The 12,586-nt window shown below is 59.2% G+C and carries 7 protein-coding genes; 1 reads left to right on the top strand and 6 read right to left on the bottom strand.

Going from position 1 to position 12,586, the window contains the following annotated elements:
- Positions 1–95: 95 nt before the first annotated feature.
- The 5 genes from miaA to ACM6IV_RS21545 are packed head-to-tail and all read right to left on the bottom strand — an operon-like array spanning position 96 to position 6,362.
- The gene (gene miaA, locus ACM6IV_RS21565; protein ID WP_414871698.1) at positions 96–1,067 is read right to left on the bottom strand and encodes a tRNA (adenosine(37)-N6)-dimethylallyltransferase MiaA; all 972 of its coding nucleotides are present in this window, start codon (positions 1,065–1,067) and stop codon (positions 96–98) included.
- Positions 1,067–2,965, bottom strand: a complete 1,899-nt coding sequence (mutL, locus tag ACM6IV_RS21560; RefSeq protein ID WP_414871697.1) for a DNA mismatch repair endonuclease MutL — start codon at positions 2,963–2,965, stop codon at positions 1,067–1,069. The genes miaA and mutL overlap by 1 nt, the downstream gene beginning before the upstream one ends.
- Before the next feature lie 8 nt (positions 2,966–2,973).
- Positions 2,974–4,353, bottom strand: a complete 1,380-nt coding sequence (locus ACM6IV_RS21555; RefSeq protein WP_414871696.1) for an N-acetylmuramoyl-L-alanine amidase — start codon at positions 4,351–4,353, stop codon at positions 2,974–2,976.
- A gap of 51 nt (positions 4,354–4,404) precedes the next feature.
- Positions 4,405–4,875 carry a tRNA (adenosine(37)-N6)-threonylcarbamoyltransferase complex ATPase subunit type 1 TsaE gene (gene tsaE, locus ACM6IV_RS21550; protein ID WP_108224393.1) on the bottom strand — a complete coding sequence of 157 codons (471 nt, stop codon included), beginning with the start codon at positions 4,873–4,875 and terminating at the stop codon, positions 4,405–4,407.
- On the bottom strand, positions 4,863–6,362 hold the full coding sequence (locus tag ACM6IV_RS21545) for an NAD(P)H-hydrate dehydratase (protein WP_414871554.1): 1,500 nt from the start codon (positions 6,360–6,362) through the stop codon (positions 4,863–4,865). The genes tsaE and ACM6IV_RS21545 overlap by 13 nt, the downstream gene beginning before the upstream one ends.
- 63 nt (positions 6,363–6,425) lie before the next feature.
- Here ACM6IV_RS21545 and queG point away from each other — a divergent pair, with 63 nt between their 5' ends.
- Positions 6,426–7,487: a tRNA epoxyqueuosine(34) reductase QueG gene (queG, locus tag ACM6IV_RS21540; RefSeq protein WP_414871553.1), complete on the top strand. Its 1,062-nt coding sequence runs from the start codon at positions 6,426–6,428 to the stop codon at positions 7,485–7,487.
- A gap of 61 nt (positions 7,488–7,548) precedes the next feature.
- On the opposite strand, the gene ACM6IV_RS21535 is transcribed toward queG, so the two are convergent.
- Positions 7,549–12,345, bottom strand: a complete 4,797-nt coding sequence (locus ACM6IV_RS21535; protein ID WP_414871552.1) for an RHS repeat-associated core domain-containing protein — start codon at positions 12,343–12,345, stop codon at positions 7,549–7,551.
- Positions 12,346–12,586 lie beyond the last annotated feature (241 nt).

The raw sequence follows: 12,586 nt of genomic DNA, 5'->3' as shown, positions 1-12,586 counted from the left end.
GTGCCGCACTCCTTTAAGGATTCAATAATAAAAAATAGGTAATTCAGATGGCTTTGGCCGCCACACCCCCAAGGATAGACGGCAATTGCAAGGACTCAGCTCAATATGGAGATGGTCCCAAGGTATTTCAAGGCGCGTGGCAGATTGTCGCAATCAAGACTGTCCAGCCAGTGTATATCTTCCCAGCTGCGCAGCCAGGTGAACTGGCGTTTGGCCAATTGGCGCGTGGCAATGATGCCGCGCTCCTGCATTTCAGCCAACGTCAGCTTGCCATCCAGGTAGTCCCAGACTTGGCGGTAGCCTACCGCACGTATAGACGGCAACCCTGAATGCAGGTCACTTCTTTTACGCAGGGCTACGACCTCGTCGATGAACCCCTGTTCCAACATATTTGTGAATCTTTGTTTAATGCGCTCGTGCAGTACCTGACGATTTGCCGGGGCAATGGCCAAGTTCGCGACAGTATAGGGCAATTGTTGCAGTCCCGAAGCGGCTGCTTCAGTACTTTGCGCAGATTGTTGCTGGCGCAGCGCGGTCATGCTCTGACCGCTGACTCGATAAACTTCCAGCGCGCGACTCAGGCGCTGCGGATCGTTCGGGTGAATCCGTGCCGCTGACACCGGATCAATAATCGCCAATTGATCGTGCAGGGCTTGCCAGCCAAGGCGTGCAGCCTCGTCCTCGATCTGCGCGCGGACTTCTGGATCGGCGGCCGGCATATCTGCCAGACCTTCGACCAAAGCCTTGTAATAGAGCATCGTGCCGCCCACCAGCAGCGGGATTTTTCCGCGCGCGGTGATTTCAGCCATGGCTTGCAGAGCATCGCGACGGAAATCTGCAGCGGAATAGGCTTCAGCCGGATCGAGGATATCGATCAAACGGTGCGGATATTCCGCCAGCAATTCCTTCGAAGGCTTGGCGGTGCCGATGTCCATGCCGCGATAGACCAGTGCCGAATCGACACTGATCAACTCGCACGGCAGCACCTTGGTCAGCTCGATGGCCAGGTCGGTCTTGCCCGCAGCGGTCGGGCCCATCAGGAAAATCGCGGGAGGGAGCTGGCTCATCAACGACCGCGCAGAAACAGTTTGTCCAGATCGTCCAGACCCAATTGGGTCCATGTCGGTCGGCCATGGTTGCATTGACCGCTGCGCTCGGTGTTTTCCATGTCACGCAGCAGGCCGTTCATTTCCGGCAGGGCCAAACGCCGGTTGGCGCGGATCGCGCCGTGGCAAGCCATGGTGCCGAGCAATTCGTTGAGGTGCGCCTGGATCCGGTCACTGGTGCCGTACTCCATCAGATCCGACAGCACATCGCCAACCAGGCGGTTGGCTTCGGCCTGTTTCAGCAAAGCCGGAATCTGACGGATTGCCAGGGTTTCCGGGCCCAGCCGCTGCAGTTCGAAGCCCAGACGCTGGAACCATGCGGCGTGTTCTTCAGCGCAATCGGCTTCACGCTGACTGACCGCCAGCGATTCCGGCACCAGCAACGGCTGACCGCTGAGGCCCTCGCTGGCCATGGCGATTTTCAGGCGCTCGTACATGATCCGCTCGTGAGCGGCATGCATGTCCACCAGCACCAGTCCTTGGGCGTTTTCGGAAAGAATGTAGATACCTTTCAACTGCGCCAAGGCATAGCCGAGCGGCGGAATGTCTTCCTGACCGGCCGGCAATGCGTTGGCGTTCGCCTCAGGCAACGGCGCAAAAAACTCGCGATACGCAGCCTGAGCTTCAGCAACCGGCACGGCTGATTGCGGGCGCGGCGTGTATTGATACTGATAAGCGCCGCCAGCACTGGCACCGGACGAGGTATTGAACGCCGGTTGCGCCTGCGGTTGTTCCAGCAGCGCATTGGCTGCCAGGCGCATTTCACCCTGAGGGCCGAACTCGCCGGCATCGAGGCCCGTAGGCCGCACGACAGCGGTGGTCACGGAGCCGGCAAGCTGATCTTCCGGACGCACGTCGCCCAACGCGCGGTGCAGCGTGCCATAAAGGAAGTCATGCACCATGCGCCCGTCACGGAAGCGCACTTCGTGTTTGGTCGGGTGCACGTTGACGTCGACCGCCGCCGGATCGACTTCGAAAAACAGCGCAAAGGTCGGGTGACGGCCGTTGAACAGCACGTCGCGATACGCCTGACGCACCGCGTGAGCGACCAGTTTGTCGCGCACCGCGCGGCCGTTTACAAAGAAATACTGCAGATCCGCCTGGCTGCGGTTGAAGGTTGGCAATCCGACCCAGCCCCACAGGTGCAGGCCATTGCGCTCGATCTCGATCGGCAGCGCCTGCTCCAGGAAGCCGGAACCACATATCGCCGCCACACGCCTGGCGCGGGCCGCATCATCGTGGGCCTCGTGCAGGCTGAGAATGGTCTTGCCGTTATGTCGCAGGTGGAAAGCCACGTCGAAACGCGCCAGCGCCAGACGTTTGATCACTTCTTGCAGGTGATCGAATTCGGTTTTTTCGGTCTTGAGGAATTTGCGTCGTGCCGGCGTGTTGAAGAACAAGTCGCGAACTTCCACCGAGGTTCCGACCGGATGCGCCGCTGGTTGCACTCGGGGCGCCATGTCGCGGCCTTCGGTTTCCACCTGCCAGGCCTGGTCAGCGTCAAGGGTGCGCGAGGTCAGCGTCAGGCGCGCCACGGAGCTGATCGACGCCAGTGCCTCACCGCGGAAACCGAGACTCATCACTTGTTCAAGGTCTTCAAGGTTGCGGATCTTGCTGGTGGCATGACGGGCCAGGGCCAGCGGCAGGTCATCGGCGGAAATCCCGCTGCCGTCGTCACGCACGCGCAGCAGTTTGACGCCGCCCTGTTCGACGTCGACATCAATCCGTCTGGCGCCGGAGTCGAGGCTGTTTTCCAGCAGTTCCTTGATTACCGAGGCCGGGCGTTCGACCACCTCACCGGCGGCAATCTGGTTCGCCAGTCGGGGGCTGAGCAGTTCGATGCGGGCAGCAGCATTCAACACTTCGTTCATTCTTTGGACGCCAGTTCGGTGCCGGGAATGGTCAAGTGCTGACCGACTTTGAGCTCGTCGCTTTTCAGGTTGTTGGCGGCGCGCAGCGTGGCCGGCGACACCTGATAGCGCACGCCGATCATTGCCAGCGTTTCGCCCGGGCCGACGCGGTGATCGCGCGGGCCCTGGGCGATCTTGCCGGAATCACGCAGCCAGGCGATGTAAGTGCCCGGTGGCGGATTCTGCTGGAAAAACTGGCGCACGCCGCTGCTGATCGAACGCGCCAGCGCTTGCTGGTGGCTCGATGCGGAAAGTTTGTTCGCTTCGTTGGCGTTGGAGATAAACCCGGTTTCGACCAGGATCGACGGAATGTCCGGCGACTTCAACACCATGAACCCGGCCTGCTCCACACGCTGTTTGTGCAGCGGCGTGACGCGGCCGATGTTGGTCAGGACTTTCTGCCCGACATTGAGGCTGGAGGTCAGCGAGGCGGTCATCGACAGGTCGAGCAATACGCCGGCGAGCATGCGGTCCTTGTCGTCGAGGCTGACGTTGCCGGCACCGCCGATCAGGTCGGAACGGTTTTCGCTGTCGGCCAGCCAACGAGCGGTCTCCGACGTCGCGCCGCGATCAGACAGGGCAAACACCGACGCACCGAAGGCCGCTGCAGATGGCGCGGCGTCGGCATGAATCGACACAAACAGGTCGGCGCCTTTTTTGCGGGCGATTTCAGTACGGCCGCGGAGCGGGATGAAGTAGTCGCCGGTACGGGTCAATTCGGCGCGGAAGCCTTTCATGCCGTTGACCTGACGCTGCAGTTCACGGGCGATCTGCAGCACCACGTCTTTCTCACGCTGACCGCGCGAGCCGGATGCACCCGGGTCTTCGCCACCGTGGCCGGCGTCGATCACCACCACAATGTCACGCTTGCCGGCCGGGGCTGGCGGCAGTTTGATAGCCGGTTCGGTCGGGGTTACCGGCACCGCAGGCACGGTCGCCAACTGCGGCGTTGGTGCCGGCGGCGGTGCGGCGTCGGCCGGGTTGTCGAACAGATCGACCACCAGACGGTTGCCGTACTGCGCGTTGGGCGCCAGCGAGAAGCTTTTCGGGGTAACGGCTTTCTTCAGGTCGATGACCACGCGCAGATCGGTCGGCGTACGCTGGGCCGAACGCATCGCGGTGATCGGCGTGTTCGCGGTCTGCACATTCAGCGGCGCACCGAGGGTAGCGCCGTTGATGTCGATCACCAGCCGGTCCGGCGCGGTCAGGGTGAAGACGCTGTGCTGCACCGGGCCGCTCAGGTCAAAGACCAGTCGCGTGTTGTCCGGCGCCCGCCACAGGCGCACGCTGTTGACCTTTGAGTCGGCCACAGCGTTGACGGTTACTGCCATCAACATCAGTCCAGCGGCAGCCACCAACGCGCGAAAGCGCATACCAAACCCCATCATTTAATTGGATTCCAACGCCAAAGCGGCACACCAGGCCTCGCCACGCGAGCCCTGGGATAAAATTTTCAGCGAACGCCCGCTGTCTTGCGGGCTAATGGTAATGGTCAGGTCAGGCTTTGGCAAAAAGCCTGCACCTTTATCGGGCCATTCAATCAGACACATCGCATCGTCTTCGAAATAGTCACGGATGCCGAGAAACTCCAGCTCTTCCGGATCGACCAGGCGATACAGGTCAAAGTGGAAGGCGCGGACGTCACCGATTTCGTAGGGTTCGACCAAGGTGAAGGTCGGACTTTTTACCGCACCGACATGGCCCAGCCCGCGAATGATGCCCCGCGACAGGGTGGTTTTGCCCATGCCCAGGTTGCCTTCGAGAAAAATCAGGCCATGGCCCTGGGTCACGCGGGCGATCCGTGCACCAAAGTCGCTCATGGCCTGCTCATCGGCCAGGTACAGGGTTACTTCAGACACGGTGCTTGCTCCTCCAACAACTGACGAATGGCTGGAATCAGATCACTGGCCGCCAGCCCACGGCCGAATTTACCTTGTTGCAGACCGGCATTGGCATGCAGCCAGACGGCCAGGCAAGCGGCCTCGAAACCGTCCATGCCTTGCGCCAGCAGCGCGCCAGTCAAACCGGCCAGCACATCACCCAGCCCGGCGGTGGCCATGGCCGGATGCCCCTGATGACACAACACCAGACGGCCATCGGGATGCGCGATCAGGCTGCCCGCGCCTTTCAACACAACCACTGCCTTATATTTATTGCTCAACGCCAGCGCCGCTGCCGGACGATTTGCCTGAACTTCGGCGGTGCCGATACCCAGCAGACGCGCTGCCTCGCCCGGATGCGGGGTGATCACGCAATCCTTGGGCAACTCGACGAAACCGCTGGCCAGCAGGTTCAGTGCGTCGGCGTCCCACACTTGCGGCAAGGCTGCGTTGGCCGCCGCTGACAGCAACGCACGCCCCCAACTGGCCTGACCGAGGCCAGGCCCGACGACCAGCGTCGAGACTTTTTCCAGCAAAGCCATCAACTGATTGGCCGACGATGTTCCGAGTGTCATGACCTCCGGGACACGAGTCAGCGCTGCCGGCACATGTTCGGGACGGGTCGCCAGCGAAACCATGCCTGCGCCGCTGCGCAGGGCCGTTTCGGTGCTGAGCAGGATCGCTCCGCCAAATCCGTGGTCGCCACCGATCAGCAGCACATGGCCGAAACGGCCCTTGTGCGCAGTTGGTGCACGCGCCGCCAGCCTCGGAAGATTAGCTGTATTGAGCCGTCGGGCGATGACCGGAATGTCACGATAGATGTCGGCGCTTGCTTGCAGATCATTAAACAGCAAAGAGCCAACATGATCCGCTGCGTCTCCAGTGAACAAGCCGAGTTTCAGCCCGATAAAGGTCACCGTCAGATCGGCTCGCACGGCGACACCCAGCACGTGCCCTGTGTCAGCACTCAGCCCGGAAGGGATATCGACAGCTGTCACCGGCAAACCGCTGGCGTTGATTGCTTTGATCGCCGACACGTAAGGCTCGCGCACATCCCCGCTCAGACCTGTGCCGAGCAATGCATCGAGAATGACGCCACACAGTTCACTTTGAGGCTGCCAGCCTTGCACCGCGACACCTTCCGCCAGCGCCTCGGCATGGGCCAACGCCGCATCACCCTGCAATCGCTGTGGATCGCCGACCGCCAACACCCGCACGTGCCAACCGGCCCGCTGCGCCAATGCTGCGACCAGATAACCGTCCCCCGCATTGTTGCCATGCCCGGCCAGCACCGTCAGTTCAGTCGCCGCCGGCCACTGCCGAACCAGCGCCCGCCACGTCGCATGCGCCGCGCGCTGCATCAATTCGAAACCCGGCGTACCGGCGGCAATCAGCCGTGCATCGAGTTCGCGCACCTGTGCGGCGCCATACAGCGCGTCGGGTAATTCATCTTTCGTGTGCGGCATGCGTCTTCAGGCTCCGATGTCTGGCAGAATTATACGCACCTCAGCTCCGGTTTCTCTCGCCTCATGTCCGCCATCACTACAGATCTGCCCGCCCTCGCCCAATCGATCAAGGATTGGGGCCGCGAGCTGGGCTTCCAGCAAGTTGGCATCAGCGGCCTCGATCTGGCCGAGCATGAGCAGCACCTTGCGCGCTGGCTAGAGGCTGGCTACCACGGCGAAATGGACTACATGGGCGCCCATGGCAGCAAACGCTCGCACCCCGAAGAATTGGTGCCGGGCACTTTGCGCGTGGTGTCGCTGCGCATGGACTACCTGCCGGGCGATACCGAAATGGCCAAACGCCTGGCTGAGCCGGAAAAGGCTTACGTGTCGCGTTATGCCTTGGGCCGCGATTACCACAAATTGATCCGTAAACGTGTTCAACAATTGGCCGACAGGATTCAGGCACAGATCGGCCCCTTCGGTTTTCGCGCCTTCGTTGACAGCGCTCCGGTGCTGGAGAAAGCCATCGCCGAACAGGCCGGGCTGGGCTGGATCGGTAAAAACACGTTGGTGTTGAATCGCAAGGCCGGCAGTTATTTCTTCCTGAGTGAATTATTCGTCGACCTGCCATTGCCCGTGGATGAACCGCACAGTAGCGAACATTGCGGCCGCTGCACGGCGTGTCTCGATATCTGCCCGACCAACGCGTTCGTTGGCCCTTACGTGCTGGACGCGCGTCGCTGCATTTCGTACCTGACCATCGAACTGAAGAGCGCGATTCCCGAAGATCTGCGTGGGTTGATCGGCAATCGGGTATTCGGCTGCGATGACTGCCAGATCGTCTGCCCGTGGAACCGCTTCGCCAAACCGTCCGGCGAAAGCGATTTCAAGCCAAGACACAATCTCGACAACGCGCAACTGGCCGAACTGTTCATGTGGGATGAAGACACGTTTCTCAGCAACACCGAAGGCTCGCCGCTGCGCCGCGCCGGGTATGAGCGCTGGTTGCGCAATCTGGCGGTGGGGCTGGGCAACGCGCCTTCAACGATTCCGGTGCTGGAAGCGCTGAAGGCACGACGGGATTATCCGTCAGAACTGGTCAGGGAGCATGTGGAGTGGGCGTTGCGTCAACACTCGCTGTAGTTCATAACCATCAGATACCTGAAGTCGGTACTTTATTAACCCACGCTTGAAGTAGAAAAATTCATATGGCCAGGCTCCCCACCGTCCAGCTCGGATCGTGAATCCCAAGCTGCACGACGTGACAGTGTTTAGTCTCGTTGTTCACCAGGTAAAAGAGCCGAGCCCCACCCCCTATCCGCGCGTGCATATGGTCGTAACCCAAGTGCATGCTTCTCGGGTAATAGGCCTTGTAATGGGGATAAGGTTCCAGAAGGCTTCCCGGATACGCCCGGACAGCCTCACTGGGTTTGACATTGCCTCTGACAGCGGCTTCGAAGTCGGCATATCGGGTTCTTCCGACGTTGCCAGGCTTGCCATCTGGCAGGCTGTTGAAACCGGGTTGTTCGGTCAGCCTCCATTCAGTTGGCGGCTCCGCCTGCGCGGCAGCACCTCTCGCTCCGCTTGACTTGGCGCTTCCCTTCTTATGCGGCATGCCGAACGTCGCGTACTCCTTTTCAACGATCCTGACTGGTGGCTCGTCAGCCAGTTTCACAAGATAGGCGCGCGGCTTCAGTGTTTGCGCGACGGCCTGTCGAACCGCCAGTGCACCGGCAGCAGCCGACGCAATACCCAGCCCCATGCTCACCCAGCCGAGTATTTCGCCAACCCGGGATTGCGGGTCATACGCATACGCTACCTCACTACCGATGGCCGTCACTCCAGACGCGATGCCCAACCCCATGGCCAACAGGGATAACGGTGTGGCTGCACCCAGAGTCACGACGCTGGCGACTATCCCCAAGAAACCCAGGGCGATCCCCGCAATCGATTGCCAGGAGACATGTCCCGTAGGGTCAATGCGATTGACCGGATCGCCCAGGCAGTAGGCATAAGCATTCACACCGCCCGCACCAAACGGACTCATGCTGTCGGGGCTGGTGAACCGCATCAGGGTCGGGCTGTAGGCCCGGTAACCGTTGCCGAGCAGGTACAGGCCTGTGACGGTATCCAGTTGCTCGCCGTTGAAACCCGCGAGACTGAACAACCCGCCTTCGGCAGCATGATGCCCATAAGGGCTGTAAGCGGTGTCTTGCCATTGCGCCCCATCCAGCTGGGTCAACACACTCTGTTGTTGATCCGTGCCGAAGATCCGGCTGCCTGCGTCCGCTCCGAATTGCTGCTGCCCCAGTAACCACCCGTCATTACGCACGACACTGCATGAATCGGCGCCGCGGATTTCGCTGCTGACGGTGGAGTGGTGATAGTAGCGCTGCAAATCCGGCATTCGCGGTTGCGACAGTTCGACGATTCGGTCAAAGCCGTCGTAATGGAAACCCCGCAGCACTTCGCCTCGTGCGTTGTTCACTTGAGACAGCCGACCGAAGGCGTCATAAGTCAGGGTACGCGACTGATCGTCCTTGATCATCCGGCCGTTGGCGTCGTACTCCAGAGTGACCGGCGCGGGATAGTCAGCATGGGAGTGCGTCACGCCAATGAGCTGCGCCGGATCGACTTCGCTGAAAATGAAGGTCGTCAGATTGGTGCCTTGGGGAAAGGTGGTTTGCAGTGTCAGGATGTTATCCAGCGCGTCGAAGGTGAATATTTGCCGGACAATTTCCTTGCCGTAGGGATCCCGTGGCCGCTGGCTGCCATCACAGTCGTAACGCGTGAGGCGTCCGCGCGCATCGTAAGTGAATCGCTCATCGCGCAGCACAAATGCGCCGCGCTTCAAAATCCTCTGCGCCAGCTTGCCGGCCAGGGTGTAACTGGAGGTCAGCGTCTGGGTGGGCAGACCGTTGACTTCAAAACTCCGGCTTGCTTCACGCCCGATATCGTCGTACGTCAGGCGCGTCGTCAAAAGTCGCTTGGTCGAAGTGTCGCGCGTTTCGATCTTTTCCAGCAGACCGCGCTGGTCATAGAAAAAACCAGCCTGCAGCGCACCTTGCTTGAATGAAGTTCTACGCCCACGGTTGTCGTACTCGGTCTGATGCTTTGTACCCAGTACATCCGTGTAAGTCAGCGGCAGACCAGCGAAAGAATAGGTATGAGAAACCGTCTTGCGTTGCTCACCATAACGGCTGGTTTCCGACTTCAGGCGGCCCGAAGGAAAATACTCGAAATGACGCTCACGACCCTGTTCGATGCAGCTTTTGGTTTTTCCGTTCAGGGCATCGTAGGTAAACGAGGTGGTCAACCCACTTTCACCTTCCCCCTCGGTCACGGCTTTGCGCTCAGTCAACAATCCGCCCAGCTCAGGTGCATGGACGAACTCGATCTTCTGACCCGAGGCATCGGTGGATGACTTGGGCAGGCTGCGACCGGCCTCGTAACTGAGGACCGACTTACGCCCTCCCACTGACATCTCAGTCATACGGTTCAAGCCATCAAACCTTTGTTGCCCCAACGGAAAACCGGCAACTTTGATGTCTACCGGCAGCTCGTCGGTGCTGTGGACTGCGAAGGTGGTTTCCACGGCCTGGCCGTCCGGCAAAACACTGCGAACCATCCTGTCGAACACATCGTATTCGTAGCAAGTCTTGTTGCCTGCCGGATCAGTCTGATTAAGGGTGCGGCCCAAACCGTCATACTCATAAACGGTTTTTCCCAGGCTCTGCTCTTTGAGGCCGAACACCTCGACACTGTCCGGTTTACCGAAAGCATTGACGGCGGTGACCGTCTTGCCCAAGCCCTGCTGCCAGTGTTGCTGCTGACGGCTGGTCGGATCGAACACACTGTGCTCGATTCGCCCATCGCCGTGGCGGGTCTCTGTCACCTGCCCCCAGCTGTCATAAATGAATTGCGTCTTGACCTCTCGCACCTGGCCACCCCAAAAGTCGCTGTGGATGACCTCGACTGGCCGTCCGGACTGGTCATGGAGGGCAGTGTAGGCCGTGCGCATCAGGCAGTTGCCTTGCGGGTCAGGGTGGTCGCAATCCTTTTCCTGAATTTTACAGAGGCGTCCCAGCGCATCGTAAGTGGCTATTTGCATGCCGCCTGACGAGTCTGCCGTCGTCATTGTCGCAGGCTCGTTACCCTCAGCAGCCTGGTAGCTCCAATGGGTAGAAAAGGCGCAAGACTTACCGGGGGCGAGTGTCTTGCGCAGACGCCGGCCAAGCTTGTCGTATTGGTACTCGATTACGCTGCCGTCGGCATCGCACTCGGACAACACCAGTCCGCTCAAGGTCGAGAAGGTTTGCTCGCTCGAGCTGGATGTACCGTCAAAACCGCACACGGTTTTCTTCAGCACCAGCTTGGTACCGTCGAGCGCATACGAGTAATCGATGCGGGTCGTCATGGCATTGCGGGTAACGCTTTGCCGATGCAGCAAGCCGTGCCTGGCGGGGTCGGTGGGTGCCTGCAGATAAGTCAGGTCGACTTGGGAACGTAGAATCTCTTTTCCGCCGACCAACTCGAAAAAACACTCCTGGACGGGTAGGACATTGGCCAGCGTTGCGCCTTCGAGAGCGGGATGCAGAGCATATCGATAGCGCGTAACGGTAGAGGCACCACCGCCAACCGCGGGTGTCACCGTCTTCTGTTTCAGAAAGCGGACAAATCCTAGAGGATCTTTCGGGCAGTCCTTTGATTCGGTGTCCGGATAGTATTCGAACTGCGTGACCACACCACTGGTGTGTTCCTGCCTGACCAGATTGCCGGCTGAATCAAACTCAGTGGTGGACGTCTCGGTGCGCGTCTTCTTGGTGGTGCTGTTTTGGTAACCGAGGGTCTGCGACTTAGGCATCCGGAATTGCGCATTCTGCCGGGCAAGCGGCTTGTTGACGTCGCAGTGATACTCGGTAGAAGTCGAAGCGACAGCGTCATTGCACGTGGTGACTTCAGAGACCAACAGATGAAATTTGTTGTAAGTGCGTTTGGTGTGAGTATGAAGCCTCTCTCCCACAATCAACTTCTCAGTGGAGCTGTACTGGTAATTTCCCGGAGCACGATACAGAGGATCACCGTCATCCGCGCTGTCAGGCGGTACACCATGTCCCAGGTAGTTCCGGTCCGAATAGGTGTACGTCTTGACCAGTTTTCGCTGCCCTTGCTTGGCGAAAATGTCATGGGCAATCACGTATGGCAGACTTTGCACGCCCCCCAAACCTGGAATCAGATGACCGACGCGTTTGTAGCGAATGTTCTCCACGGCGCCGAGGGGCGACTCCACACGTTTGACATAGCTGATGCCGTCTATGACTTCGTACTGGAGGTCCCACCCCCTGCCTTGCGGTAAACCGATAGCAGTGACGCGTGCATTCTTGAACGTCATCGAAAAATCAGCGCTGTCTGGCGTATCAGGATTCTGGGTCAACGTAAGCCCGCCAGCAGTGCGGCTGACTTTGAGCAACTTTCTCTTTGCGTCGCTGATTTCCACAAGCATGGGTTGCTCATTGAACAGAGCATATTTCAACGCGATGCTTGCACCGTTCGCCGCGAAGATCCTGATGGGGACGGCGATATGCGTGGCGCCAAACACTTCGAGTTCTTCGCGCCGGCCATCCTTGTAGCGAACTTCAAAGCGCCCGGTGCCTGTTTTCAGAACCTTGGCGCTCTCCAGCTTCATTTCCTTGAAGAACAATGCATCAGGTGTTTCAGAGGCTTTATAGATCTCGCCGCTGGCCAATGTCATGACCTTACTGCGCACGTCATAGCGACTGGTCGACAGCGACCACCCTGTGCCATAGCCTGCGTTATGCGTATTAAGGGGGCTGAAGCCCAAGGCAAGATTAAATGCAGGACCGTTAAGATCGGCAGAGCGTATGGTCCCGAGTGTCAACGCCAGGCTATATATACCTGTTCGCGGATCCACCCCACCGGCGACGAAGCTACCGAAATTGAATGCATTGGAATGCACTGAATCAGAAGTTTTACTATCCATGTATTACATCCTTTTATTATTGGAAAAAGCACACAAAGCAGCGTCCCGCTGACTTCATAAAGAACAATGAAACCACAACATCCCTGCCCCTCCGTCAACTTAATATGTACGAACAACTGACAAAATCGGGATTGATACGAATTCTATGTTCAGTACCGTATTCATCAAAAACGTGTAAAGCCAATTGAGCTGTGCGCACGGGCTTATTTGGATAATCCTGTGTCAAATGACTCAGTATCGA

This window comes from Pseudomonas sp. IT-347P (assembly GCF_949768005.1).
GTDB lineage: Bacteria > Pseudomonadota > Gammaproteobacteria > Pseudomonadales > Pseudomonadaceae > Aquipseudomonas.
The sequence above is the reverse complement of the archived record's forward strand: the minus strand, read 5'-3'. Positions and strand labels throughout refer to the sequence as shown.

Excerpts from the sequence above, each read along its gene's own strand:
- ACM6IV_RS21535 (WP_414871552.1), bottom strand. The coding sequence starts at position 12,345 with ATGGATAGTAAAACTTCTGATTCAGTGCATTCCAATGCATTCAATTTC.
- miaA (WP_414871698.1), bottom strand. The coding sequence starts at position 1,067 with ATGAGCCAGCTCCCTCCCGCGATTTTCCTGATGGGCCCGACCGCTGCG.
- ACM6IV_RS21545 (WP_414871554.1), bottom strand. The coding sequence starts at position 6,362 with ATGCCGCACACGAAAGATGAATTACCCGACGCGCTGTATGGCGCCGCA.
- queG (WP_414871553.1), top strand. The coding sequence starts at position 6,426 with ATGTCCGCCATCACTACAGATCTGCCCGCCCTCGCCCAATCGATCAAG.
- ACM6IV_RS21555 (WP_414871696.1), bottom strand. The coding sequence starts at position 4,353 with ATGTTGATGGCAGTAACCGTCAACGCTGTGGCCGACTCAAAGGTCAAC.